Annotated in this window: 23 protein-coding genes; 14 read left to right on the top strand and 9 right to left on the bottom strand. The window is 68.4% G+C overall.

Translation table 11 applies throughout. From position 1 onward, the window contains the following. Positions 1–27 precede the first annotated feature (27 nt). Entirely contained in the window at positions 28–1,419 is a 1,392-nt protein-coding gene (locus BLT03_RS08125; RefSeq protein WP_092742208.1) for a TolC family protein, read from the bottom strand. A gap of 60 nt (positions 1,420–1,479) precedes the next feature. On the opposite strand from BLT03_RS08125, the gene BLT03_RS08120 reads away from it, so the two are divergent. Both BLT03_RS08120 and BLT03_RS08115 read left to right on the top strand, forming a co-directional pair. After that, positions 1,480–2,187 (top strand): response regulator transcription factor, encoded by a 708-nt coding sequence (locus tag BLT03_RS08120; protein WP_092742206.1) that lies wholly within the window; start codon positions 1,480–1,482, stop codon positions 2,185–2,187. After that, positions 2,184–3,626 (top strand): sensor histidine kinase, encoded by a 1,443-nt coding sequence (locus tag BLT03_RS08115; RefSeq protein ID WP_092742203.1) that lies wholly within the window; start codon positions 2,184–2,186, stop codon positions 3,624–3,626. The genes BLT03_RS08120 and BLT03_RS08115 overlap by 4 nt, the downstream gene beginning before the upstream one ends. A 43-nt stretch (positions 3,627–3,669) precedes the next feature. Here BLT03_RS08115 and BLT03_RS08110 read toward each other — a convergent pair whose 3' ends face one another. From BLT03_RS08110 to BLT03_RS08095, 4 genes are all read right to left on the bottom strand, one after another. Continuing rightward, entirely contained in the window at positions 3,670–4,290 is a 621-nt protein-coding gene (locus BLT03_RS08110) for a hypothetical protein (protein ID WP_092742200.1), read from the bottom strand. Next, a complete protein-coding gene (locus BLT03_RS08105; RefSeq protein WP_092742197.1) occupies positions 4,281–4,658 on the bottom strand; it encodes a hypothetical protein in 378 nt (125 codons plus the stop codon). The genes BLT03_RS08110 and BLT03_RS08105 overlap by 10 nt, the downstream gene beginning before the upstream one ends. Positions 4,659–4,779: 121 nt before the next feature. Continuing rightward, positions 4,780–5,085, bottom strand: coding sequence for an NIPSNAP family protein (locus tag BLT03_RS08100; RefSeq protein ID WP_092742194.1), 306 nt, complete (start codon positions 5,083–5,085; stop codon positions 4,780–4,782). A gap of 166 nt (positions 5,086–5,251) precedes the next feature. Beyond that, positions 5,252–6,376 carry an alkene reductase gene (locus tag BLT03_RS08095; protein WP_092742191.1) on the bottom strand — a complete coding sequence of 375 codons (1,125 nt, stop codon included), beginning with the start codon at positions 6,374–6,376 and terminating at the stop codon, positions 5,252–5,254. A 349-nt stretch (positions 6,377–6,725) separates the two neighbouring features. Here BLT03_RS08095 and tauA point away from each other — a divergent pair, with 349 nt between their 5' ends. The 3 genes from tauA to BLT03_RS08080 all read left to right on the top strand — a co-directional run bounded on the left by tauA (position 6,726) and on the right by BLT03_RS08080 (position 9,608). After that, the gene (tauA, locus tag BLT03_RS08090; protein WP_092742188.1) at positions 6,726–7,760 is read left to right on the top strand and encodes a taurine ABC transporter substrate-binding protein; all 1,035 of its coding nucleotides are present in this window, start codon (positions 6,726–6,728) and stop codon (positions 7,758–7,760) included. 91 nt (positions 7,761–7,851) lie between these two features. Then, a complete protein-coding gene (locus BLT03_RS08085) occupies positions 7,852–8,685 on the top strand; it encodes a taurine ABC transporter ATP-binding protein (protein WP_092743014.1) in 834 nt (277 codons plus the stop codon). After that, positions 8,682–9,608 (top strand): ABC transporter permease, encoded by a 927-nt coding sequence (locus BLT03_RS08080; RefSeq protein WP_092742185.1) that lies wholly within the window; start codon positions 8,682–8,684, stop codon positions 9,606–9,608. The genes BLT03_RS08085 and BLT03_RS08080 overlap by 4 nt, the downstream gene beginning before the upstream one ends. 69 nt (positions 9,609–9,677) lie before the next feature. On the opposite strand, the gene gstA is transcribed toward BLT03_RS08080, so the two are convergent. From gstA to BLT03_RS08065, 3 genes are all read right to left on the bottom strand, one after another. Next, entirely contained in the window at positions 9,678–10,283 is a 606-nt protein-coding gene (gene gstA, locus BLT03_RS08075; RefSeq protein ID WP_092742182.1) for a glutathione transferase GstA, read from the bottom strand. Positions 10,284–10,322: 39 nt separating this feature from the next. Then, a complete protein-coding gene (locus BLT03_RS08070; RefSeq protein WP_092742179.1) occupies positions 10,323–10,619 on the bottom strand; it encodes a YkgJ family cysteine cluster protein in 297 nt (98 codons plus the stop codon). 85 nt (positions 10,620–10,704) lie between these two features. Next, positions 10,705–11,310, bottom strand: coding sequence for an NADPH-dependent FMN reductase (locus BLT03_RS08065; RefSeq protein ID WP_092742176.1), 606 nt, complete (start codon positions 11,308–11,310; stop codon positions 10,705–10,707). 231 nt (positions 11,311–11,541) lie between these two features. Here BLT03_RS08065 and mnmG point away from each other — a divergent pair, with 231 nt between their 5' ends. The 9 genes from mnmG (at position 11,542) to BLT03_RS08020 (ending at position 20,662) form a co-directional block, all read left to right on the top strand. Further along, positions 11,542–13,548: a tRNA uridine-5-carboxymethylaminomethyl(34) synthesis enzyme MnmG gene (mnmG, locus tag BLT03_RS08060; RefSeq protein ID WP_092742173.1), complete on the top strand. Its 2,007-nt coding sequence runs from the start codon at positions 11,542–11,544 to the stop codon at positions 13,546–13,548. Next, positions 13,545–14,243 carry a 16S rRNA (guanine(527)-N(7))-methyltransferase RsmG gene (gene rsmG / locus BLT03_RS08055; protein WP_092742170.1) on the top strand — a complete coding sequence of 233 codons (699 nt, stop codon included), beginning with the start codon at positions 13,545–13,547 and terminating at the stop codon, positions 14,241–14,243. The genes mnmG and rsmG overlap by 4 nt, the downstream gene beginning before the upstream one ends. A 30-nt stretch (positions 14,244–14,273) precedes the next feature. Then, on the top strand, positions 14,274–14,888 hold the full coding sequence (locus BLT03_RS08050; protein WP_092742167.1) for a LysE family translocator: 615 nt from the start codon (positions 14,274–14,276) through the stop codon (positions 14,886–14,888). A gap of 21 nt (positions 14,889–14,909) precedes the next feature. After that, positions 14,910–15,680 (top strand): ParA family protein, encoded by a 771-nt coding sequence (locus tag BLT03_RS08045; RefSeq protein ID WP_092742164.1) that lies wholly within the window; start codon positions 14,910–14,912, stop codon positions 15,678–15,680. A 76-nt stretch (positions 15,681–15,756) separates the two neighbouring features. Continuing rightward, positions 15,757–16,353: an RBBP9/YdeN family alpha/beta hydrolase gene (locus BLT03_RS08040; protein WP_092742161.1), complete on the top strand. Its 597-nt coding sequence runs from the start codon at positions 15,757–15,759 to the stop codon at positions 16,351–16,353. Further along, entirely contained in the window at positions 16,350–16,652 is a 303-nt protein-coding gene (locus BLT03_RS08035; RefSeq protein ID WP_092742158.1) for a cupin domain-containing protein, read from the top strand. Before BLT03_RS08040 ends, BLT03_RS08035 begins: the two co-directional genes overlap by 4 nt. Before the next feature lie 83 nt (positions 16,653–16,735). Further along, positions 16,736–17,659 (top strand): ParB/RepB/Spo0J family partition protein, encoded by a 924-nt coding sequence (locus BLT03_RS08030; protein ID WP_092742155.1) that lies wholly within the window; start codon positions 16,736–16,738, stop codon positions 17,657–17,659. A gap of 181 nt (positions 17,660–17,840) precedes the next feature. Beyond that, positions 17,841–19,775: a gamma-glutamyl-gamma-aminobutyrate hydrolase family protein gene (locus tag BLT03_RS08025; protein ID WP_092742153.1), complete on the top strand. Its 1,935-nt coding sequence runs from the start codon at positions 17,841–17,843 to the stop codon at positions 19,773–19,775. 128 nt (positions 19,776–19,903) lie between these two features. Next, positions 19,904–20,662 (top strand): SDR family NAD(P)-dependent oxidoreductase, encoded by a 759-nt coding sequence (locus BLT03_RS08020; protein ID WP_092742150.1) that lies wholly within the window; start codon positions 19,904–19,906, stop codon positions 20,660–20,662. 96 nt (positions 20,663–20,758) lie between these two features. Here BLT03_RS08020 and BLT03_RS08015 read toward each other — a convergent pair whose 3' ends face one another. Beyond that, positions 20,759–23,740: an IPTL-CTERM sorting domain-containing protein gene (locus BLT03_RS08015; protein ID WP_092742148.1), complete on the bottom strand. Its 2,982-nt coding sequence runs from the start codon at positions 23,738–23,740 to the stop codon at positions 20,759–20,761. Positions 23,741–23,965: the final 225 nt, after the last annotated feature.

Below are 23,965 nucleotides of genomic sequence, written 5' to 3'. Positions count from 1 at the left end.
GGCCGCAGGGCAGGCGCCGTGCGCCGCTCAGGGCAGGCTGCCCTGCAGGGCCTGCGGCTGCGTGCGCAGCAGCCAGGCGCCTTGCGCCTTGGCGTAGTCGGCGCGGGCCGACAGCGCCTCCAGCGCCGTTGCGCGCAGGGTGCGCTGGGCATCCAGCAGATCGGTCAGCGGCATGGCGCCCTTGCGGTAGGCCAGATCGGCGTTCTGCGCCACCTGGCGCGCCTGCGGCAGCACGCCTTCGTCATAGCTGGCGGCGCGCCGCGCGGCGCTCGAAGCGGCCTGCTGCAGGTGCTGCAGGTCCAGCAGGGCCAGGCGGCGGGTGTTGTCCAGCGCGTCCTGCGCGCGGGTCAGCTCGGCCTGCGCACGGCCGATCTCGCCCTGGAACTGGTAGCCCCACTGCAGCGGGATCTGCACGCGCACTTCCAGCAGGCGGTTGGAGGTGCCGGGGTAGTGGTCCACCGAGGCGCCCACCGTCCAGTCGGACTTGCGCAGGGCGCTCGCGTTGTCCAGCGCCGCCTGTGCGGATTGCACGCGGGCGATGGCAGCGCGCACATCGGCGCGGGCTTCGGCCCAGGCGCCCAGGTCGCCACCGCCATCCAGCGCACCGCTGCCGGCGGCTATCGCTGGCACGGTTCCCGATGTCGATGTCGGCGCCGCAGTGCGCGGCAACGCCGGCCAATCGGTGCCGCTGGCCTGCACGGCCAGGCTGCTGGCGGTGACCTGGGCGAGGGCCAGCGCGGCCTGTTCCTGCAACTGCATGGCGGCCTGCGTGTCGGCCCGGGCGCGTTCGGCTTCGATGCGGGTACGGGCGGCGTCTTGCGCGGACAGGTCGCCGGCCTTCACCCGCCGGTCGGCCAGCCGGGCGAGGTCGCCCACGCTGCGTTCGATCTCGGCGGTCTCGCGCACGCGGTCCTGCGCCGCCATCAGGTCGTAGTAGGCGACCAGGGCGGCCTGCAACTGCTGGGTCTGCGTGTCTTCCACATCGGCCTGGGCCGCATCTGCGGCGCGCTGGGCGGCCTGCGTGCGCAGCTCGCGCTTGTTGCCGCGCTCCCAGGTCCAGTCGATGCCCACCGATTTGTCGATGCGCTTGCGCGTGAGCACGTTGCCGGGGCCCAGGCCGTGCTGCAGGTCCATGGAGGTGGCCTTCGAGCTGAACACTGGCAAAGGGGCGTGGTCGGCGCTCAGCACGTCGGCGCGCGCGGCGGCAAGCGCCTGCTGCGACTGGATCACGTCGCTGTTGTCGCGGGCGGCGGCCAAGGCCTGCGCCAGCGTCCACTGCGGCGACATCGGCGTGGCGGCGGCCGGGGATACCGTGGCGGCAGCGGGGGCGGCCGGCCCTTCGGCGGCGCGGGTCTGGCTCCAGCCCGGCAGCGCGCAGGCCAGGGCGCAAAGAAGGATGCAGGGGTGTCGTATGCTCATGCCGCGTTTATCGGCCCAGGTGCCTGACCGCTACCTGACCAACCAACCCAGCCCCAACCCATGCGAATCCTGGTCGTGGAAGACGATGACGTGCTGCGCGGCGTGATGCTGCGCAGCCTGACCGATGCGGGCCATCGCGTGGACGCGGCCGCCACCGTGGCCGAGGCGCACCATTTCTGGAGCGTGCAGCCCTTCGATGCCGTGCTGCTGGACCTCAACCTGCCGCAGGACAGCACCCCCGGCAGCGCGCTCGCCAGCGGCCTCACCGTGCTGCGCGCAGCCCGGGCCCGGGGCGACCGCACGCCGGTGCTGGTGCTCACTGCGCGAGACCGCACCGAAGAGCGCATCGCCGGCCTGGATGCCGGTGCCGACGACTACCTGGGCAAGCCTTTCGATCTGGCCGAAGTGGAGGCCCGCCTGCGTGCCCTGGCACGGCGCACCCTGGGCGCGGACGACCGCTCGGCCGTCGGTGCGCTGGTGCTGGACCGGCGGGCGCGCCGCTTCACCCTGCACGGCGCGCCGGCCGACCTTCCCGCGCGCGAGTTCGAGGTGCTGTGGGAACTGATGACACCGCCCGGACGCGTGGTGAGCAAGCGCACCCTGTCCGACAAGCTCTCCGACTTCGACGAGGCCCTGGGCGACAACGCGCTCGAAGCCTTCATCTCGCGCCTGCGCAAGAAGCTGCAGGGCAGCGGCGCGGGCATCCGCACGCTGCGCGGACTGGGCTACATGGTGGAGGCCGAGGCAGACACGCCCGAGGCACCATGACCACTGCCGCAACGCCTTCCCCGAAGCCCGCCGGCCCATCGGTGCAACGAACGCCCCACTCGCTGCGCGCGCGGCTGCTGCGCCACGTGCTGGTGCCGCTCGGGCTGACCTGGCTGGTGGGCACCGCCGGTTCGGTGCTGCTGGCCAATGCGTTCACCCAGCGCGCGTTCGACCGGTCGCTGCTCGACGATGCCTACGCGGTGGCCGCCAACGTGCGGCTCAAGGGCGATGCGCTCGACTTCGCACTCACCTCGCGCGAGGTCAAGGCCGTGCTGTTCGACCAGGTGGAGACGGTGTATTTCGCAGTGCTGCGGCCCGACGGCTCCATGCTGGCGGGCAATGCGGGCGGCCTGCCCGTGCCCCCGCCGCGTGGCGACGAGGCCTATCGCTTTTCCGACATCCAGTTCCATGGCCGTGCGCTGCGCGCGGTGCGACTCGATGTGCGCGAGCCCCAGCCGTTCGAGGTCGTCACCGCGCAGACCGTGCACAGCCGCAGTGCCATGCTGCGCAGCGTGCTGCTGTATTCGGGCGTATCGCAATTGCTGCTGCTGGTCGCGCTGGCGGTATGGCTGCGGCGCGCCATCCAGCGCGACCTGCAGCCGCTCGCCGCGTTCCAGCAGGCGCTGGACCAGCGCGATGCGCGCGACCTGGCACCCGTGCCCGTGCAAGCCTCGACGAGTGATGTGCAGCACCTGGGCGCCGCGGTGAACGATCTGCTGGCGCGCGTGGCCCAGGGGGTGCGGGCGCAGCGCGAATTCGCCGGCAACGTGGCGCACGAGTTGCGCACCCCGCTGGCCGGCATCCGCGCCCTGGCCGCCTACGGCCTGGCCCACAAAGACCCGGCCGTGTGGCGCGAGCAACTGGCCGGCATCGCCGACAGCGAAGCCCGCGCCAGCCACCTGGTGGATCAACTGCTCGCGCTGGCGCTGGCCGACGAGGCCCGCGGCGCCATGCCCCGCCAGCCCGTGGCGCTGGACGAGCTGGCACGCGATGCCGTGCTGCGTTTTTTGCCACGCGCCGATGCAGCCGGCGTGGACTTGGGCGCCACCGGCCTGGACCAGCCCGTGGTGGTGCTGGGCCAGCCCCTGCTCATCGAAGGCGTGCTGGGCAACCTGATCGACAACGCGCTGCGCTACGGCCGCCCACCGGCCGGAGGCCGCCCCCGCGTCACCGTGGAAATCGCGCGCGAGACCACGGCCGATGGCCGCGAGACCATCGCCCTGGCCGTGGTGGACAACGGGCCGGGCCTGTCGGCCGCGCAGCGCACGAATCTTCTGCAACGCTGGGCCCAGGGCCGCGAGGGCGAGCGCCTGGGACAGGGCGCTGGCCTGGGCCTGGCCATCGTGGCGCGCTACGCCGAACTGCTGGGCGTGCGCCTGGCGCTGGAGCCAGGCCCCCACGGCGAGGGCCTGCGCGTGCGGCTCGTGTTTGCAGGGTGAGTGCCACGGCCACACCGGGATGCGCGGCCTTCACGGATAACAGTCAGAACTTGGCCAGTTTCAGATGCGACATCAGTTGCCTGAACAGCGCAGGCGACAGGCGCCCGGACACCATGTAGTAGTTCTCGGGATCGGGGGTGAAGAGGTACAGCCGGTCCAAATCGGGCTCTATGTCCTGGATGCGGATGGCGGTGAAGGGGCCCTTGGAAAATTTCTCGTAGCGCATCGAATTCGCAACGCCCTCGACCTTTCGGGCCAGGTCGATCACGGGATCGCCCAAATTGGCCTGCCCCAGCAACTCGTAGAACGCCAGCGGTGTCTGGATGCCATGCTTTTCCAGCACGCCGAGCTTCTGGTAACGCTCTTGCAACTTGGCGTATTCCCTCAGGTGAATCACGGGGCCGTCCACGAGGCCGTTGGGCAAGTTGTTCTCGGTGGGCGCGAGGATGACGAAGGGATCCCCCCCTGGCGGCACGAAGAACTTGCCCACCAGATGCCGGGGGACTTTCAGTTCCAGCCAGCCGTACTGCAATGCCACGCATCCGGAGCAACGCTGGTAGGCAGGCCAATTCCGGTCTTCCAGCATCCCCTTCTCGCCGGCGAAGGCGTTGCCGGCCAGCGATGCGTGCAGCAGGGCGCAGAAAAGAAGCGGCTTCAGGCGCATGGCATGAACATCAGGGCCGCGATGCCCGTGGATGCCTGTTCGAAGTCGGAGCGGAAATTGCGAATGGCTGTCTTGGCGCAGGAGATGGTGAATTTGTTCTCGATGTTCCGGTAGCCCATGGTCGCCAATTGGGTGGCGAGCCAAAGTACGGAAGGGGGCCCGCCTGCGGGGCGGGGAACGAAAGACATCGCATTGGAACATTTGGCGGTTTCCAACAGCATCTGGTGGAAAACGAGGGCCACGCTGTCGTTCACGGTGCCGTCCCATGGCACTTGGACATGGGCGAAACGGAAGAACGATTCGATTATCGCTCTGAGTTCATCCTGCGATTTTTCAGCAGCGTCGCCCTTGGCAACGGGATTGGACATGGAAAACCTCCCTTTGAATGCGTTTGAATTCTGTCAGGCGGAACGAAATATAAGCAGGTTTGAATGCCGAAATCCGTCAAAATTGCAAAATTACGTAACTACGCATCAAAGGTCGCAGGCATCACTCGAACACTGGCCGGAAGAAGCTGCGCTCGTAGCTCAGGATGCAGCGCGTTTCCTGCGCGTAGCGGAAGGCGGCAAGGCATTCCGGGTCTTGCATCGACTGCTCGCGGTAGGTTTCGTAGGCCGCCAGCGACGGGAAGGTGAACAGCGCCAGCGCGATGTTGTTCGCGCCTTCCGACGGCAGGAAATAGCCGTGATGCTGGCCGCCGAATTTCTCCACCAGCGGAATCCACAGCTTGCCGTAGTGCTCGAATTCGGCGAGTTGGTGGGGGTCGATGACGTAGCGCAGGTAGCAGGTGACCATGGGGATGTGCCCTGAAGCAATAGGAATAGAACGGGAATGAAAACAGCCCGCCGGGCCGTCGGGGCCATGGCGGGCTGTGGCAGCAAGGCACTCTACCGTGCCGCACCGGATCGCTTGTCGGGCAGCGCCATCAGGCGCCACCACAGCAAGCGACTGGCGGCTCGCGTCAGGCCGCCTTTTCGGCCAGCGTCGGGTAGTCGGTGTAGCCCTTTTCACCGCCGCCGTAGAACGTGCTTTGGTCCCATGCGATGAGCGGTGCGTTCTGGCGCAGGCGATCGACCAGATCGGGGTTGGAGATGAAGGGCTTGCCGAAGGCGACGATGTCGGCATCGCCGCTGGCCACGGCCTTGCCGGCGAGGGCGCCGTCATAGGCGTTGTTCACCATCCACGCGCCCTTGCCGCCGGCTTCGCGGTACGCGGCCTTGAGCGCGGCGTAGTCGAAGGGGCGGCCTTCCACTTCGCGCGGGCCGCCGGTGGCGCCTTCGATGACGTGGATGTAGGCCAAGCCCAGGGGGGCGAGCTGGCGGATCACGTAGTCGAACAGGGGCTGGGGATCGGCGTCCACGATGTCGTTGGCCGGCGTGACGGGCGACAGGCGGATGCCCACTTTGCCGCCGCCGATGGCATCGACCGCGGCGCGCGTGGCCTCCAGCAGCAGGCGGGCGCGGTTTTCGATGCTGCCGCCATAGTCGTCGGTGCGCTGGTTGGCGCCGGTCTTGAGGAACTGGTCCAGCAGATAGCCGTTGGCACCGTGGATTTCGACGCCGTCGAAGCCTGCTGTCTCGACCGCGTTGCGTGCGGCGGCGGCGTAGTCGTGCACGATGCCGGGCAGCTCGGACGCGTCGAGCGCGCGGGGCTCGGACGTCGGCACGAACTGGCCTTTGCCGCTGGCCCGGTCCACCAGGTAGGTCTTGGACTTGGCAGTGATGGCCGAGGGCGCCACAGGCTTGCCGCCCTCCGGCTGCAGGTCGTTGTGCGAGATGCGGCCCACGTGCCACAGCTGGGTCACGATCTTGCCGCCGCGCGCGTGCACGGCCTCGGTCACGCGCTTCCAGCCGTCCAGCTGCTCGGTGCCGTACAGGCCCGGCACGTCGGCGTAGCCCTGGCCCTGGTGGCTGATGGCGGTGGCCTCGGTGATCAGCAGGCCGGCGGTGGCGCGCTGCGCGTAGTAGGTGGCCGTGATGTCCTTCGGAATGGCGTCGGGCGAGCGGTTGCGCGTGAGCGGCGCCATGGCAATGCGGTTGGCCAGGTGCAGATCGCCGGCCTGGACCGGGTCGAAGAGAGTCGTCATTGGAAGGCTGCTTTCTTGGAAGGAAAAAACAACGGAGCCCCGGGGCTCCGGGATGGCATCGGCCGGGCAATCGCGCCCACCGGCCAGGGACACGAACTTACCGCCATTTCCGAAGTGCTGCAGTGCACTGGCGACCCCGGGGATTTGCCGTCTGTGCTAGTGGCCGGGCCGGCCGCGGCGCGGGCTGCCGGTGCGTGGGCGCTGCTCAGGCGTTTTCCGGATATCGATGCGCGAAACGGGCGCATGCGGCCTGCGGGGCGCTTCCTAGAATTTTGCGCAGGGGCCTCCGTGCGCCGCCATGGCCGCTCCGATGGTTCCGCCCCCCTTTTTTTCTCCGAGGAAACTCCGCATGCCTTCGCCATTCGTTGCCACCCGCCGGGCCGTTGCCCGCGGCCTTTTCGCCGTGCTCGGCGCCACGCTGTTCTGCACGGCGGCGGGCGCGCAGACCAGGAAGGAGGTCGTCATCGGCTACCAGGACATGGTCGTGCCCTGGCGCTACGCGCAGGAAACGAAAGAGGTCGAGCAGCGCACGGGCTACCAGGTCACCTACCGCAAGCTGGGCAGCGGGGCGGAGGTGGTGCGCGCGCTGGCCTCGGGCGCCATCCACATCGGCGAGGCCGGGTCGTCGCCCTTCGCTGCGGCGCTGTCGCAGGGCGTGCCCATCGAGGTGTTCTGGGTCCTCGACGATATCCACGAGGCCGAGGCACTGGTGGCGCGCAACGGATCGGGCGTCAAGCAGTTGGCCGACCTGAAGGGCAAGAAGATCGGCCTGCCGTTCGTCTCCACCACCCACTTCCACGCGCTGGTGGCGTTGCAGGCCGCGGGTGTGGACCCGCAGACCGTGAAGATCGTGAACCTGCGCCCGCCCGAGATCCTGGCGGCGTGGGAGCGGGGCGATATCGACGCGACCTTCGTCTGGGACCCGGTGCTGGCCAAGGTCAAGCAAAGCGGCACAGTGATCGCCACGTCGGGCCAGATCGCAGCGCAGACTGGCAAGGCCACTTTCGACGGGCTGGCCGTGACCCGGGCGTTTGCGCGTGAGCACGATGCGTTCCTGACCCAGTTCGTGCAGTTGCTGGCCGATGCCGACCGCGCCTACACGGCCCGGAAGGCCGCCTGGACGGCCGATTCACCCGCCGTGAAGGCGGTGGCGAAGTGGACCGGCGCCGAGGCCTCCACGGTGCCTGCCAGCCTGGCGCTGTATGCGTTCGTGCCGCCGGCCGAGCAGGCGTCGGCGAAGTGGCTGGGCGGCGGCAAGGATTCGGTGGCCGCGCAGTCGCTGGCCGCCACGGCCGCTTTCCTCAAGGCGCAGGGCACCGTTCAGAGCGTGCTGCCGGATTATTCGGTGGGTGTGAACCCGACCTGGGTGCAGCGTGCGAAGTAGCCTGCCCGCTGCCGGGACAAGCGCGGGCGACGGCGATGCAGCCGGATCCGCCCCGGGCTCGGCGGCTCCGGGCTGCCCTGGAGCGGGCGACCTGACCGTTCGCGGCCTGAGCGTGCGCTACGCCGGCGCGCGCGGGGCCGAGCCGGTGCTGGCCCTCGCAGGCGTCGATCTGGACATCGCCGCTGGCGAATTCGTCGTCGCCCTGGGCGCCTCGGGCTGCGGCAAGACCACGCTGCTCAACTGCATCGCTGGTTTCACGCAGGCCTCGGCAGGGCACATCGCACTGGGAGGCCGCGTGGTGCGCGGCCCGGGCGCCGAGCGCGGCGTGGTGTTCCAGAAGCATGCGCTGATGCCGTGGCTCAATGTGATCGACAACGTGGCGCTGGGTTTGCGGCTGCGCGGTGTTCCACGTGAAACCCGCCGTGCGGTGGCCGCCGACACGCTGGCGCTGGTGGGATTGGAAGCGTTTGCGAATTCGCCCGTGTGGCAACTGTCGGGCGGCATGCAGCAGCGCGTGGGCATTGCCCGGGTGCTGGCGAGCGACCCGGATGTGCTGCTGATGGACGAGCCGCTGGGCGCGCTCGACGCCTTCACGCGCGAGTCCTTGCAGGAGCTGGTGTTGCGGCTGTGGCAGCGCACGGGCAAGACCGTTTTCTTCATCACCCACGACGTGGAAGAGGCGCTGTTCCTGGCCTCGCGGTTGATCGTCATGTCGCCACGCCCGGGGCGCATCGTTCGCGAGCAACCCCTGGCGTTCAACCGCGCCTATCTGGGCGGGCAGGCGGCGCGCGCGGTGAAGTCGGGGCCGGATTTCATCGCGTGGCGCGAGCGGGTGCTGGGCTGGGTCGCGCCACAGGCCTTGCAGGCGGTGCAGGAAACGGAGGAAATGCAAGAAGTGGCAGCATCGGCCGGGGTCGGGCGATGAGCATCCGCCGGGCACAGCCCGCCTCCACATGGCCCGTTGATGCCAAGCCTGCGCCGCAGGAGGGCGCGTTGCAGGAAAAGCCGCAGCAACCCTTCATCCTGGACCGCGAGACGGTCGCCGCCTTGCCGCCCGTGGTGCCGTTCGTGCGGCCCGGCGCGGGCAGCAGCCGCGCCCTGAGCGCCGCGTGCGTGGTGGCCTTGTTCGGCCTGTGGTGGGCAGCCACGCACTGGGGCTGGGTGCCGCCGCTGTTCCTGCCGGGGCCGGACGCCGTGGCGCGCGCCTTCGTGGACGCCTGGCAGGGCCGCATCCAGGGCGGCGAGCCGCTGTGGGTGCACCTGCAGTGGAGCGCGCTGCGGGTGTTCGGCGCCTTCGCGCTGGCGGCGGTGACGGCCGTGCCGGTGGGCATCGCCATGGGCGTGAGCCGCATCGCGCGCGGCGTGTTCGATCCGCCGATCGAGTTCTACCGCCCGTTGCCGCCGCTGGCCTACCTGCCGCTCATCGTGATTTGGCTGGGCATCGACGAGGCGTCGAAGGTGCTGTTGATCTATCTGGCGTGCTTTGCGCCCATCGCCCTGGCAGCCAAGGCCGGGGTGCGCAGCGCCAGCACCGAGCAGCTCAATGCCGCGGCCTCGCTGGGCGCGAGCCGGCTGCAAGTGGTGTGGCATGTGGTCGTGCCGGCGGCGCTGCCGGACATTCTGGTGGGCCTGCGCATCGCGCTGGGATTCGGCTGGACGACGCTGGTCGCGGCCGAAATGGTGGCCGCCACCGTCGGCGTGGGGCAAATGGTGCTCAACGCCTCGAACTTCATGCGCACCGACCTGGTGGTGATGGGCATTCTGGTGATCGGACTGGTCGCCTGGACCTTCGACCTGGCCGTGCGCTGGGCCGAGGCGCGCCTGGTGCCCTGGAAGGGGCGTGCCTGAGGCCGGGCACGGCACGCGGCAGGCGGCGGGGCATGCGCCCCGCCTCTGCCGTTTACCGGTTTGGCTTGATTACTTGAGCAGGCCTTCGGCCTTCAGTGCAGCCTGCACCGCAGGGCGGGCGCCCACGCGGGCGTGGTGGGCCGACAGATGGGTCAGGTGGGACGTGTCCAGCCCCACGACCTTGCCCCAGCCGACCACCGTGAACAGGTAGCCGTCGGCCACGGAGAAATGGTCGCCCAGCCATTCCTTGCCGTCCAGCTGGCCGTCCACCCATTGCAGGCGCGACAGCAGCTTCTCGCGCGCCATGGCCTTGTATTCCTCGGGCGTGGCCGAGCCGAACAGGGGGCTGAAACCCTTGTGCAGTTCGGTGCCGATGAAGGTCAGCCACTCCTGCAGGCGGTAGCGGGCGAGGGTGCCGTTGGCGGGTGCCAAGTTCTTGAGGGGGGCTTGGTCGGCGATGTACTGCACGATGGCGGGGCCTTCGCGCAGGCGGGTGCCGTCGTCCAGCTCCAGCAGGGGCACGTAACCCAGCGGGTTGATCGTGTAGTAGTCCGTGCCGTCCTGCAGCTTGTGGCTCTTCGTGCTGGCCAGCACCGGGGTGAAAGCCAGGCCCGCTTCATGCAGGGCGATGTGGGGAGACAGGGAGCAGGCGCCGGGGCTGTAGTAAAGCTTCATGGATGACCCGAAGGTGTGGTGTTGGACAAGCCACGGATGCTAGCCGGAAGCGGCCGAGCCCGCTGCAGGCGGTGGCGCCGGCCGGGTGGCAGCCTCCATCCGACCCAGGTAGAGCAGGGCGTGGCTCCGGTCGGGTCCGCACATGGCCGGCTCGGGCTGCAGCGAGGCGCACACGGCCGGGCGGTCCGGGTGCCCGAAGATGCGGCAGCGCTGCGCCTCGTCGAGCTGCACGCAGCGCATGCCCGCCGGCTTGCCCGCAGGCATGCCGGGAATGGGGCTGGAAATGGAGGGCGCCGTGCAGCACGCGCCGCAACCCGGGCGGCAAGTCAATGCCATGCGTTTGCTATTAAATGTATAGCTATACACCCTAGTGAATATTGCGCTGGAGGCTGTTTTGACCCCAAGCCCTGTCGCACCCGGCTCAAGCGGCGGCGCCGGCCATGCGAGCAGTGCCCAGGCGCTCGGACGCCCACAGCACTTGATCGACGACGGCCCGCACGCGCTGGCGGTGGGGTTCGTGCACCAGCACGCCCTGATCGTCCAGGGCGCTCGCGGCCAGGCCCAGGGCGAACGCCTGCGGCGCCAGCCAGCATTCCAGGTTGATCAGCAGCGGTGCCAGGTGGCTTTGCGAGCGCAGGCCGCCCAGGCCGCCGTTGGAGGCGCTGAGCATGCCCACGACCTTGCCGCGGAATGGGCGGGTGCCGTCGCTCCACTCCGGGTGGCCGGCCACGGGGCTGGACGCCCAGTCGATGGTGTTCTTGAGCAACGCCGTGTAGCTGCCGTTGTACTCGGGCGAGCAGATGATCCAGCCGGGGTGGGCGTCCATCGCGGCCTTGAGGCGCAACACGTCGGGGGGCGTGCCAACGGCTTCGAGGTCGGCGTTGTACATGGGGATGTCGAAATCGGCGAGTTCGAGCAAGGTGACGTCGGCGCCGGCATCGCGCGCAATGTCGGCGGTGGCGCGCGCCAGGCGGCGGTTGAACGATTGCTGGCGGGTGCTGCCCGCGAAGACGAGGAGTTTTTGCATGGCCGCGATTGAATCACACCGCCCGGGCAGGAAACCTGCAAGAAACCGCGCGGGCAACCGGGCCGGTTCCACGTGAAACAGCACCGATGGCAGGGGCGGGCCCGAAGTGGGAAAATCCCGGGTTTCCAGCCCGGCAGGGCCGGCCTGTGCGCCGGTACTGGCGGGCGCGCCCCGCGCCTTGCGGCGGCGTCCGTGTCGATGAACGGCCCTGCGGGGCCCCGGAGCAGTCCCATGTTGTACCCCCAGGAATTTGATGTCATCGTCGTCGGTGGCGGCCATGCCGGCACCGAGGCCGCGCTGGCCGCCGCGCGCATGGGCCAGCGCACTTTGCTGCTCACGCACAACATCGAAACGCTGGGCCAGATGAGCTGCAACCCCTCCATCGGCGGCATCGGCAAGGGCCACCTGGTGAAAGAGGTAGACGCGCTGGGCGGGGCCATGGCCCTGGCGACGGACGAGGGCGGCATCCAGTTCCGCATCCTCAACAGTTCCAAGGGCCCCGCAGTGCGCGCCACGCGGGCGCAGGCCGACCGCGTTCTGTACAAGGCGGCCATCCGGCGAATGCTGGAGAACCAGCCCAACCTGTGGCTGTTCCAGCAGGCGGTGGACGATCTGATGGTCGAGGGCGACCGGGTGGTGGGCGCCGTCACGCAGGTGGGCGTGCGGTTTCGCAGCCGCACGGTGGTGCTCACGGCGGGCACGTTCCTGGACGGCAAGATCCACGTCGGCCTGAACAACTACGCCGCCGGCCGCGCGGGCGACCCTCCGGCAGCGAGCCTGTCGGCGCGCCTGAAAGAACTGCAACTGCCGCAAGGCCGCCTGAAAACGGGCACCCCGCCGCGCATCGATGGCCGCAGCATTGACTTTTCGAAGTGCGAAGAGCAGCCCGGCGATGGCATGCCCGGCGGCATTAATGAGGGCACCGTGCCGGTGTTCAGCTTCATGGCGCACGCCTACGGCGGCGCGGCCATGCACCCGCGCCAGATGCCATGCTGGGTGACGCACACCAACGAACGCACTCACGACATCATCCGCAGCGGGTTCGACCGCAGCCCGATGTTCACGGGCAAGATCGAGGGCGTCGGCCCGCGCTACTGCCCGAGCGTGGAAGACAAGATCAACCGGTTCGCCGACAAGGACAGCCACCAGATCTTCCTGGAACCCGAGGGCCTGACCACGCACGAGTTCTACCCCAACGGCATCAGCACCAGCCTGCCGTTCGACATCCAGTACGACCTGGTGCGCAGCATGGCCGGCCTCGAAAACGCGCACATCCTGCGGCCCGGCTACGCGATCGAATACGACTACTTCGACCCCCGCTCGCTCAAGAGCACGTTTGAAACGCGGCAGGTGCAGGGACTGTTCTTCGCGGGGCAGATCAACGGCACCACCGGCTACGAAGAGGCGGCTGCGCAAGGCTTGTTCGCGGGCATCAACGCGGCGCTCCAGTGCCGCCAGATCAAGGGCGAGGCCAACGATTTCGGGGGTGCCTGGCTGCCCCGCCGCGATGAGGCCTACCTGGGCGTGATGGTGGACGACCTCATCACCAAGGGTGTGACCGAGCCGTACCGCATGTTCACCAGCCGGGCCGAGTTCCGCCTGCAACTGCGCGAAGACAACGCCGATATGCGGCTGACGGAAGTGGGTCGCCAACTGGGCCTGGTGGACGATGCGCGCTGGGAGTCGTTCAGTCGAAAGCGCGATGCGGTTTCACGTGAAACAGAACGCCTCAAGACCACCTGGGTGAACCCGCGCAGCCTGCCGGCAGAGGAATCGGCGCGTGTGCTGGGCAAATCCATCGAGCACGAATACAACCTGTTCGATCTGCTGCGCCGGCCCGATGTGGCCTATGGCGACCTCATGGGCATGGGCGGCGGCCGACTGGCGTCTGCGGACGTTTCACGTGAAACATTGGGTGAACTGGCGCTGCCGGTGGTGGAGCAGGTGGAGATCGCCGCCAAGTACGCAGGCTATATCGACCGGCAAAAAGACGAAGTGCTGCGCGCCGCGCACTTCGAAACGCTGCGCTTGCCGGCCGAGCTGGATTACCTGCAGGTGCCAGCCCTGTCCATCGAAGTGCGCCAGAAGCTCCAAAAGCACCGCCCGGAAACCCTGGGCCAGGCCTCGCGCATTTCGGGCGTAACGCCTGCCGCCATTTCTCTGCTGCTCGTGCATTTGAAGCGGGGCGGGTTCAAGGGCTTCAGCACGGCGCCCGTGCAAGACGAGGTGCCCGCATGAATGCCGAGGCATTGCAGAGCGCGCTGAGCCGAGGCGCGCAATCCCTGGGCCTGGGGCTCACCAGCGGCCAGATCACGCAGTTGCTGGAGTTCCTGGCGCTGCTGCAGAAGTGGAACAAGGTCTACAACCTGACGGCCGTGCGCGACCCGCAGGAAATGCTCACCCACCACCTGCTCGACAGCCTGGCCGCGGTGCCGCCGCTGCGCCGCCAGCTGGCGCTGGTGCCAGCGGCCATCGACGCCAACCCGGCCTTGCCCCCGCGCCTGCTGGACGTGGGCTCGGGGGGCGGGCTGCCAGGCGTGGTGTTCGCCATCTGCTGCCCTGGCCTGGATGTGAGCTGTGTGGACACGGTGGCCAAGAAGGCGGCGTTCATCCAGCAGGCGGCGGTCACGCTGCGGTTGCCCAACCTGCACGGCATTCACGCGCGGGTCGAAAACCTTGCCGGTCCCTACGATCTGGTGAGCTGCCGGGCCTTTGCCTCCCTGCCCGACTTCACCGCCTGGTCGGGTGGCGCCATGGCCCCGCACGCGGTCTGGCTCGCGATGAAAGGCAAGCGGCCCGACGATGAAATCGCCGCGCTGTCGCCCGATGTGCAGGTGTTTCACGTGGAACCTCTGACCGTGCCAGGGCTGGATGCCGAGCGTTGCATCGTCTGGATGCGGCAAACGGACGGTGCGCCACCTGCGGTCGCTTAAACTCGCTCCTCCAGTTTTCGGGGGGCTTTCATGTTTGGCGTAGCAGATTACGGCGCGTTCGTCGCAGCCATCGTGTTGTTCCTCGCCATTCCCGGCCCGGGCAATCTGGCACTCATCACCTCTACCGGCAAGGGCGGCATCCGTGCCGGGCTGGCGGCCACGCTGGGCGTCATGTTCGGCGACCAGGTGCTGATGTGGATGGCGGTGGCCGGTGTGGCGGCATTGCTCGCGTCCTACCCCACGGCCTTCCATGCCGTCCAGTGGCTGGGCGCGGCCTACCTGGCATGGCTGGGTTTTCGCATGCTCACCGCACGGCCCGGCGGCCAGCCCGTGATCGCCATCGAGCCACGGCATTACTTCAAGCAGGCGGCGTGGATCACGCTGCTCAACCCCAAGGCCATCGTGTTCTACATGGCGTTCTTTCCGCTGTTCGTGGACCCGGCGCGCCACCAGGGCCTGTGGACCTTCGGCGCCATGGCGGCCACCATAGCGGCGCTCACCTTCGTGTACGGCCTGATCGTCGTGCTGCTCACCCACCGCCTGGCGGAGCGCATGCGCGCCAACCCGCGCGTGGCACGCGTGCTGGAAAAGATCGCCGGCGTGTTTCTCATCGGCTTCGGCATCAAGCTGGCCTTCACCAAATAAATCCGCGAAACGAAAGCATTCATGGCCAAGATTTTTTGCATTGCCAATCAGAAGGGCGGGGTGGGCAAGACCACCTCTTCCGTCAACCTGGCCGCGGGGTTGGCCAAGATCGGCCAGCGGGTGCTGATGGTCGATCTGGACCCGCAGGGCAATGCCACCATGGGCTCGGGCGTGGACAAGCGCGCGCTGGAGCTCACCGTGTACGACGTGCTGCTGGAGTCGTCGTCCGTCAAGGAAGCGGCCGTGCTGTCCGAAAAATGCGGCTACCACGTGCTGGGCGCCAACCGGGAGCTGGCCGGGGCCGAAGTCGAACTGGTGGCCCTGGAGCACCGCGAGCGCCGCCTGAAGGCCGCACTGGCCGAGGTGGACAAGGACTACGACTTCATCCTCATCGACTGCCCGCCTTCCTTGAGCATGCTCACCTTGAACGGCCTGTGCTGCGCGCACGGCGTCATCGTGCCGATGCAGTGCGAATACTTCGCGCTGGAGGGCCTGACCGATCTGGTCAACACCATCAAGCAGGTGCACGCCAACCTGAACAAGGACCTGCAGATCATCGGCCTGCTGCGGGTGATGTTCGACCCGCGCATCACGCTGCAAAGCCAGGTGAGCGAGCAGCTCAAGGACCATTTCGGCGACAAGGTGTTCAACACCGTGATCCCGCGCAACGTGCGCCTGGCCGAGGCGCCCAGCTACGGCCTGCCCGGCGTGGTGTTCGATCCGGCGGCCAAGGGCAGCCAGGCGTTCGTCGAGTTCGCCCGCGAGATGGTCAAGCGCGTCAAGCGCATGTAGGCGGCCGCAGCGGATTTGAATCGAATCGCCCCTCTGCCGCCGTATCCATTGTCCTTGTTGCTATCAAATTCATAGTATGAAGCCTGACCACGTCCTTTTGCTGCCGGGTTGGCAGAACTCCGGCGAAGACCACTGGCAAAGCCGCTGGGAGCGCCTGCAAGGCTATCGCCGTGTAGAGCAGCACGACTGGATGCGCCCACTGCGCGGCGACTGGTCCGCGCGGCTGGAAGAGGTCGTGGTGGACGCCAACGGCCCCGTGGTGCTGGTGGCGCACAGCCTGGGCTGCATCCTCACCGCCTGGTGGGCGGCGCATTCGAAGAACGCCCACCGGGTGCGCGGCGCGCTGCTGGTGGCCCCGGGCGATGTGGAGCACCCCGACATCGCGCCCCTGCTGCCCGGCTGGGCCCCCATCGCGCGCCAGCCGCTGCCGTTCCCCACCGTGCTGGTGGGCAGCCGCAACGACCCGTATTGCAGCTTCGAGCGCGTACAGGCCCTGGGCCGCGACTGGGGCGCGCGTTTCGTCGATGCGGGTGCGGCCGGCCACATCAATGCCGAGTCGGGCCTGGGCGACTGGGCCGAGGGCAGGGCGCTGCTGCAATCGCTGCTGCAGCCCGCAGTGGCAGGGCCTGGCGGCGGTCTTGGTACAGGGCTTGATACAGGGCCTTCGGCATGACCGCGGCGAAGACCGATCTGCTGGCGGTGGCGGAGGCCGCCGCGCAGGCCTGGCGGCCGCAGGTGTGCGGAGTGGCGGCCGGTGCCCAGGTGAAGGTCCTGCGCATGGACTCGCAGGCCTATCCCGACGAGGTGCACGACTTCGACGAAGCCCTGCTGGTGCTGCAAGGACAGATGAACCTGGAGATCGGCGGTGAATGCCATCCGGTCGGCGCCGGCGAAATGTTCATCGTCCCTGCGGGCGTGCCGCACGCCGTGGCGCCCGGCAGCCACGGCACCCTGGTCATCATCGACCGATGACCGCTTGAAATTTTGTCCGGCAGCGTGAAGGCCCAGCGCCCACGCCGCCCGGCCCCTTCGAAGAACAACAGAAAGCACTTTCCATGGTCACCAAGAAACCCAAGGGCCTCGGTCGCGGCCTCGAAGCCCTGCTGGGCCCCAAGGTCGCAGAGAAGGGCGATGCCGCCCTGGCGCCGCCCGAAGGCACGCCAAGCACTCTGGCGCTCACCGAACTGGTGCCCGGCATGTACCAGCCGCGCACGCGCATGGATGAAGGCGCGCTGTACGAGCTGGCCGAGTCGATCAAGGCGCAGGGCATCATGCAGCCGATCCTGGTGCGCCGGCTCGCGCAGGGCGACCACGCGGGCCGCTACGAAATCATTGCCGGCGAACGGCGTTTTCGCGCGGCGCGGCTGGCGGGCCTGGACGCCGTGCCGGTGCTGGTGCGCGACGTGCCCGACGAGTCGGCGGCCGCCATGGCGCTCATCGAAAACATCCAGCGCGAAGACCTGAACCCGCTCGAAGAGGCGCAGGGCCTGTCGCGGCTGGTCAAGGAGTTCGGCCTCACGCACGAGCAGGCCGCGCAGGCCGTGGGCCGCTCGCGCAGCGCCGCCAGCAACCTGCTGCGCCTGCTGAACCTGGCCGACCCCGTGCAGACGATGCTGATGGCCGGCGACATCGACATGGGCCACGCGCGCGCGCTGCTGTCGCTGGACCGGGCGGCGCAGATCACGGCGGGCAACCAGATCGCTGCCAAGAAGCTGTCGGTGCGCGAGGCCGAGGCCCTGGTCAAGAAGATCGGCGCCGAGTTCAGCCTGGTGCCGCAAAAGCCCAAGAAGGACGCCAAGTCGCGCGACCTGAAGCGGGTGGAAGAAGAGCTGTCCGACCTGCTCATGGCCGAGGTCGAAGTGCGCGTGAAAAAGCGCGTCAAGCGCGGCAGCCGCACCGAAGAGATGGGCGAGCTGGCGATCCAGTTCGGCTCGATCGAGGCGCTGAACGGGTTGATCGAGCGGCTGCGGGGCCAGTGACGGGCTGCAGGGGCGACTGACCTGCGGAGCGGGGGCCGCCGCTCCAGCCCATAGCGTTGGGCCTTATGCGAAAACATGCGTTGGCTCTGGCATGGGCGCGTTCAAAGATCACCTTCCGTCGGCATCGCTTCACTAGCGGCGCTGTGCTGCTCAGGAAGGCCGGCGAACAGGGAGGCCCACCATGAAAGTGTCATTGAACGCTGCCGAGGTCCAACATCGGCAATCCGAATCCACGGGCGGCGAAACCGCTGTAGCGGCCAGCAAAAGCGGGCCCGCTTCCCTGGGGCCTTCGGGCCATCCGGACCTGGCGGCCCGCGAGCCCCGCTCCCCCGGCACCGAAGCCGCCCGGTTGCGCGCCCCGCTGACGGCGCTGCTCGCCCCGAGCGCCCCTGGCCTGGCCAGCGGCAGTGCCCGGGCCAGCGGCCTGGCGGACACCGCCCTGCTGCGCCGGCTGCTGCAGGCTGGTGTCACCAACCCGGCAGCAGCCGATGCAGGCCGGCCATCGCTGGCAGCGGCCCTGGCTGCGGCGGGCCACGCACCCCGATTGAAGGGGGCGGAACTGCTGGAAGGCAGCCCGGCGCTGCGCGGCTGGGACCTGTCCGGCGTGACCTTCGAGGACTGCCGCTTCGACCGCACTTCGCTGGCGGATACGCACATCGAAGGCAGCGCCTTTCAGGGCTGCCAGTTCAACGAGGTGTCACTTGCCCACGCTCAAGTGCGCGACAGCCAGTTCATCGGTTGCCGCTTTCAGGAGGCGATGTTTCTCAACGCGACCTTGAGCGGTGTCCGCTTCGAGGCCAGCCAGTTGCACAGCAGCAGTTTCGAAGACGCACACCTGCAGGACGGCTCGGTGTTCAAGGGCGTGAAGATGCCGGGAACGCACTTCCTCTGCGCGTCGGTGGGGGACGCGCGCATCGAAGCCTCCGACCTGACCGACACGGTGTTCCTGGGCACCGAAGCCCGGTTCCGCATTGATGCGGATTCACAAAAGACGGCCCGCCTCACCCGGCCCACCACGGCCACCCTGGTCTCGCACGAGGTGCGCGGCATTACGGTGCCACGCGTGGGCGCCAAGATCGCGGCCGTGGCGGGCACCTTGCCCCTGCGGGTCGAGATGCGCGCGGCGTCGCTGCAGGCGGCGGCGGTGGATGCCGAGGTCGAGGCCCATCTGGAGCGCTTGGCGGCCCAGCCTTCCGGCGGCAAGCCGCTCGCCCAGCGGCTGGTGATCGACGCCCTGGCGCAGCCTGAAACGCTGCCCGGGATCGCGCAGATCCTGGCGAAGGCCGAAATCCTCGCGCGCCATGTCGATTCCGTGGTCCTGCCGGGCGGTGAAGACATTTCGCCGCGCCTGTATGGCCGGCAGGCCGAGCCGCAGACGGACTGGAGCGGCGACTACCGGCGGTCCGTGCTCGAACTGGGCCTGCTGCACCAGTGCTTTCACCGGGGCGTGCCCCTGATGGCGATCTGCCGCGGCTTTCAGATGACCAACGTCTTTTTCGGTGCGGCGCTGCAGCAGCACGTGGGCAGCCAGGTCGGCGTTCGCACCCTGGACGATGACCGCGCGGCAGCGGTGCCCGCTGTGCCAACCGCACCGGCTTCCAGCGCCGAGAAGGGGGTCGGGCAGGCAGAGATCGGTGTCTTCGGCACCGCGCTGCACAACATTCGTGCGGCCGTGTATCACCACCAGGCGGTGATCGACGATCAAGAGGCGCGGCCGGATCTGCGCACCGCCTTGCGCCGCACGATCCCGTCCGCAGCGGGCGATACCGCCTGGCGGGCCGTGATGGCGATCGAGTCGTCCCAGCCGCGGGCGCCGCTCATCGGCCTGCAGTTCCATCCCGAGTTCTTCGACGGATCGACCGCTTCGGGCGACGCCAGCCCGCCGTCCAACCAGCAACTGGAGGAAAAGGCGGTGGGGCTGCGCAATCCGGCAGACCTGATCGCCAGCGGCATCCTGAACCACATGTCGCCCGGCAACGATGCGCTGTGGACGATCCTCTCGCAGGCCGCCACCGCGCACTGCCACAAGGCAGCGATCACGGCCGAGGCGCTGCAGGCGCAGAAAGCGGCGCTGAAGCCTGTCCAAAGCACCGCGGTGGAGGAAGCCGTCGGCTGATGCGATGCCGGAGCCTTGGTCCATCCATTGAAAACTCCCGGTGTGGAATGCAGCAAGCCGGGCGCGGTTGATCGGGCGGCAGTCGCCCGCGACACTGCGTTTCTTCCCACTGCAAAAGAGGAGCCGCGATGGATCTGGATCTCAAAGGGCGCACCGCGCTGGTCACCGGTGCCAGTGCCGGCATCGGTGCGGGCGTGGCGCGGGTGCTGGCCGGCGAGGGTGTGCGGGTTGCCCTCGTCGCGCGCCGTGGCGATGCCCTGGAGCGCCTGGCCGCCGAGATCGCCAGCCGCGGCGCGGTGGCCCCGGTCGCCGTGGCGGGCGACGTGACCGATGCGGAGGGCGTGAAGCGCATGGTGGCCGAGGCGACCGCAGCGCTCGGAGGCATCGACATATTGGTCAACTGCGCGGGGGGCGCGCGGCCTACCGGGCTGTATGCATCGGATGCGGATTGGGACGAGGCTTTCGCGCTCAATTTCAGCGCCGCGCGCCGGCTGACCCAGGCGGTGCTGCCGTCGATGCAGGCGCGGCAGTGGGGCCGCATCATCCACCTCAGCGGTTCGATGGAGCCACGGGCGTTGAACGCCGCCACGGCGGCCAAGGCAGCGCTGCACCTGTGGGCCAAGGGACTGTCGTGCGAAGTGGCGGCGCAGGGGATCACCGTCAACACCCTGGCGCCGGGCCGCATCCGCAGCGAGCAGGTGCTTGAGAAGTTGCACCCCGACGAAGCAAGCCGGCGTGAATTCATCGCCCGCCACATTCCCATCGGCTACTTCGGCGAGCCGGAAGACATCGGCCACCTGTCGGCCTTCCTGGCATCGCCGCTGGCGCGCTACATCACCGGCGCCGTGATTCCGGTGGATGGCGGCATGCATTTCTTCGCGCACTGAAGGGCATGCAACCCCGTGGGCTGGTGTGGAGCCCATTCCTGGCGATGCCACGGGCGCGGCCTTGCAGGAGCGCACCAGCGCACAGGTACTGCCGTCTCAAGTGCGCCTGCGCACAGCCAACATGCCCATTCCCGCACCCATCAGCGACATCAGCATCAGCCCCCACTGGCTCAACGTAGGAATGGAGGCCACGCCGTTGGGACCAGGCGCCGCTGCCAGCACCATCGGTGCAAACGGGTCACTGATGCTGCCCAGGCTGGCATTGCCATCGCCCTCGCCGTTGTCCGTCACCTGGAAGCTGGCCGTCAGGCGGTCGCCGCTGATGCTGGACACGCTGGGAGTGAACCAGCTGTTCGGTGCTCCGAACGTTTGCGGGCCGTACTTGCGTAACTGGGCCGTAGCCGGTATGGCGCTGGGATAGGTCACCTTCACCGTGAGGGTGGCGTTGTCGCACCCCGTGGCGGTAAAGCGCAGCACGCCCAGCGGAAAGCTCGCGTTGCTGGGCGCCCCAGGGGGCACGGAGGTGTCGATGTTCAGCGCGCCCACTGTGCATCCCGCAGGCCCCCCAGCGATCTGCACGGAGGCATTGCCCCCGCCAGGCACACCCGTCAGGGGCACGCTCGGGTTGACGAACTGCTGCGGTGTAGCCTGCACCGCAGCAGACAGGGCGCCGTCGCCCACCCCGTTGGCGGCCCGCACCGTAAAGGAATAGGCCTGGCCGTTGGTGAGCCCCGAGGCCGTGCAGCCCAAAGCCCCGGTCGTCGTGCACGCCACCGTGCTGGCGCCCGCAGGCACAGCTTGCTTGAGCACGGTGTAGCCGGTGACAACGCTGCCGCCGTCATCGGCTGGCGCGGCCCAGGTCAATGCGACGGCACCGTCGCCCGTCGAGGACGCTACCGCCGTCGGCGGGTTGGGCACGGTGACGGCACGCACCAGCAGTGCGTCGGAAGCAATGCCGTTGACCACCGCACGCAAGGCATACCAGCCGTTGGCGAGCGAAGACGGCAAAGGCTGCGAGGTGTAGCTGGTGCTGCTGGACGTGGCGGGTGCAAGCCATGCGGTTGCCCCGTTGTCCAGGCGCTGCAGCTGCACCAGCGGCAGATTGGTCGCCGAGCTGTTGGTAGAGCCTCCGCTGGCCTCGCTGTCACCGCGCAGCAGCGTGCCGCCGAGGGTCAACGCAGCCCCTGGCTGCAGGGCGCCTGGACTGGCACTGGACAGAACCGGTTGACGGGTGGTGGGAGCGCCCAGGTCTGATGTGAACAGCTCCGAACTGGCGACGAGGCCGCTGTTGCCTTGACCTCCCATGACCAGCACCTTGCCGCTGGGCAGCAGCGTGGCCGTGTGCCGGTAGCGCCCATTGACCAGGTTGCCCGCGCTGCTCCAGCCATTGGTGGCCGGGTCGTACAGCTCCGCGCTGGCGAAGGAACTACCGACTCCTCCAGTGACCAGCACCTTGCCGCTGGGCAGCAGCGTGGCCGTGTGCTGGTAACGCACATTGACCGGGTTGCCCGCGCTGCTCCAGCCATTGCTGGCCGGGTCGTACAGCTCCGCGCTGGCGGGCGCGCCGTACCCCGTGACCAGCACCTTGCCGCTGGGCAGCAGCGTGGCCGTGTGCTGGTAACGCGCATTGACCAGGTCGCCCGCGCTGCTCCAGCCATTGGTGGACGGGTCGTACAGCTCCGCGCTGGCGACGATGCTGCTGCCGTCGTACCCTCCCGAGACCAGCACCTTGCCGCTGGGCAGCAGCGTGGCCGTGTGCTGGTAACGCGCATTGACCAGGTCGCCCGCGCTGCTCCAGCCATTGGTGGACGGGTCGTACAGCTCCGCGCTGGCGACGATGCTGCTGCCGTCGTACCCTCCCGAGACCAGCACCTTGCCGCTGGGCAGCAGCGTGGCCGTGTGCAGGTAGCGCGCAGTGACCAGGTTGCCCGCGCTGCTCCAGACACTGGTGGCCGGGTCGTACAGCTCCGCGCTGGCAAGGATGCCGTTGCCGTCGCCCCCTCCCGTGACCAGCACCTTGCCGCTGGGCAGCAGCGTGGCTGTGTGCCCGTAGCGCGCGTTGGCCAGGTTGCCCGCGCTGCTCCAGACATTGGTGGACGGGTCGTACAGTTCCGCGCTGGCGACGATACCGCTGTCACCGATTCCTCCCGAGACCAGCACCTTGCCGCTGGGCAGCAGCGTGGCTGTGTGCCCGTAGCGCGCGTTGGCCAGGTTGCCCGCGCTGCTCCAGACATTGGTGGACGGGTCGTACAGTTCCGCGCTGGCGACGATACCGCTGTCACCGATTCCTCCCGAGACCAGCACCTTGCCGCTGGGCAGCAGCGTGGCCGTGTGGTAGTAGCGCCCATTGACCAGGTTGCCCGCGCTGCTCCACACACTGGTGGACGGGTCGTACAGCTCCGCGCTGGCGAGCAAATTGCTGTTGTTGAATTGACCTCCCGTGACCAGCACCTTGCCGCTGGACAGCAACGTGGCCGTGTGCAGGCAGCGCCCATTGACGAGGTTGCCCGCACTACTCCAGCCATTGGTGGACGGGTCGTACAGCTCCGCGTTGGCGACGCTGCCGCTGCCGTCGTACCCTCCCGAGATCAGCACCTTGCCGCTGGGCAGCAGCGTCGCTGTGTGCACGTAGCGCGCATTGGCCAGGTTGCCCGCGCTGCTCCAGCCATTTGTGGACGGGTCGTACAGTTCCGCGCTGGCGAGGTCGCCGTTGCTGTTGTCGAAACCTCCCGAGACCAGCACCTTGCCGCTGGGCAGCAGCGTGGCCGTGTGCTGGGAGCGCACATTGACCAGGTTGCCCGCGCTGCTCCAGACATTGGTGGACGGGTCGTACAGCTCCGCGCTGGCGAGAGAATTGCCGCTGTTGTCGGCCCCTCCCGTGACCAGCATCTTGCCGCTGGGCAGCAGCGTGGCCGTGTGCTGGTAGCGCACGGAGTTAAGGTTGGCCGCACTGCTCCAGGCGGGTTGCGCCAGGGCCGAGCCACTGGCGCCAAGAACCAATGCCCCAATAAGGCATACCCAGAATCTGCGAAGCCAGGCGAAGTCCAGGACGGGATGCAGTTGCGCAGGCACGGTCATTTTCGGAGTCCTTCGGACTTGTTTCTGTACATGGAGGAGGCAAAGCTGTGCGACACAGACCAGTGCTTGAGGTGTCAGCAAGCCCCCGCCCCCTTGACCGGAAATCCCAACGGGTGCGTTGGGAGCGTTTCTGCGACAAAACACCGGGTCATGGCACAGCGGTGTCGAAGACCGGGTTTGAAAGGGGGCGCTTAAGCGAACAACCGAAGATGCTACGAGAGGTTG

The organism is Paracidovorax valerianellae, from assembly GCF_900102625.1.
Classification (GTDB): Bacteria; Pseudomonadota; Gammaproteobacteria; order Burkholderiales; family Burkholderiaceae_C; genus Paracidovorax; species Paracidovorax valerianellae.
The sequence above is the reverse complement of the archived record's forward strand: the minus strand, read 5'-3'. Positions and strand labels throughout refer to the sequence as shown.

Bases quoted from the DNA above. Each gene is read 5' to 3' on its own strand.
- BLT03_RS08125 (WP_092742208.1), bottom strand. From the start codon at position 1,419: ATGAGCATACGACACCCCTGCATCCTTCTTTGCGCCCTGGCCTGCGCG.
- BLT03_RS08120 (WP_092742206.1), top strand. From the start codon at position 1,480: ATGCGAATCCTGGTCGTGGAAGACGATGACGTGCTGCGCGGCGTGATG.
- BLT03_RS08115 (WP_092742203.1), top strand. From the start codon at position 2,184: ATGACCACTGCCGCAACGCCTTCCCCGAAGCCCGCCGGCCCATCGGTG.
- BLT03_RS08110 (WP_092742200.1), bottom strand. From the start codon at position 4,290: ATGCGCCTGAAGCCGCTTCTTTTCTGCGCCCTGCTGCACGCATCGCTG.
- BLT03_RS08105 (WP_092742197.1), bottom strand. From the start codon at position 4,658: ATGTCCAATCCCGTTGCCAAGGGCGACGCTGCTGAAAAATCGCAGGAT.
- BLT03_RS08100 (WP_092742194.1), bottom strand. From the start codon at position 5,085: ATGGTCACCTGCTACCTGCGCTACGTCATCGACCCCCACCAACTCGCC.
- BLT03_RS08095 (WP_092742191.1), bottom strand. From the start codon at position 6,376: ATGACGACTCTCTTCGACCCGGTCCAGGCCGGCGATCTGCACCTGGCC.
- tauA (WP_092742188.1), top strand. From the start codon at position 6,726: ATGCCTTCGCCATTCGTTGCCACCCGCCGGGCCGTTGCCCGCGGCCTT.
- BLT03_RS08080 (WP_092742185.1), top strand. From the start codon at position 8,682: ATGAGCATCCGCCGGGCACAGCCCGCCTCCACATGGCCCGTTGATGCC.
- gstA (WP_092742182.1), bottom strand. From the start codon at position 10,283: ATGAAGCTTTACTACAGCCCCGGCGCCTGCTCCCTGTCTCCCCACATC.
- BLT03_RS08070 (WP_092742179.1), bottom strand. From the start codon at position 10,619: ATGGCATTGACTTGCCGCCCGGGTTGCGGCGCGTGCTGCACGGCGCCC.
- BLT03_RS08065 (WP_092742176.1), bottom strand. From the start codon at position 11,310: ATGCAAAAACTCCTCGTCTTCGCGGGCAGCACCCGCCAGCAATCGTTC.
- mnmG (WP_092742173.1), top strand. From the start codon at position 11,542: ATGTTGTACCCCCAGGAATTTGATGTCATCGTCGTCGGTGGCGGCCAT.
- rsmG (WP_092742170.1), top strand. From the start codon at position 13,545: ATGAATGCCGAGGCATTGCAGAGCGCGCTGAGCCGAGGCGCGCAATCC.
- BLT03_RS08050 (WP_092742167.1), top strand. From the start codon at position 14,274: ATGTTTGGCGTAGCAGATTACGGCGCGTTCGTCGCAGCCATCGTGTTG.
- BLT03_RS08045 (WP_092742164.1), top strand. From the start codon at position 14,910: ATGGCCAAGATTTTTTGCATTGCCAATCAGAAGGGCGGGGTGGGCAAG.
- BLT03_RS08040 (WP_092742161.1), top strand. From the start codon at position 15,757: ATGAAGCCTGACCACGTCCTTTTGCTGCCGGGTTGGCAGAACTCCGGC.
- BLT03_RS08035 (WP_092742158.1), top strand. From the start codon at position 16,350: ATGACCGCGGCGAAGACCGATCTGCTGGCGGTGGCGGAGGCCGCCGCG.
- BLT03_RS08030 (WP_092742155.1), top strand. From the start codon at position 16,736: ATGGTCACCAAGAAACCCAAGGGCCTCGGTCGCGGCCTCGAAGCCCTG.
- BLT03_RS08025 (WP_092742153.1), top strand. From the start codon at position 17,841: ATGAAAGTGTCATTGAACGCTGCCGAGGTCCAACATCGGCAATCCGAA.
- BLT03_RS08020 (WP_092742150.1), top strand. From the start codon at position 19,904: ATGGATCTGGATCTCAAAGGGCGCACCGCGCTGGTCACCGGTGCCAGT.
- BLT03_RS08015 (WP_092742148.1), bottom strand. From the start codon at position 23,740: ATGACCGTGCCTGCGCAACTGCATCCCGTCCTGGACTTCGCCTGGCTT.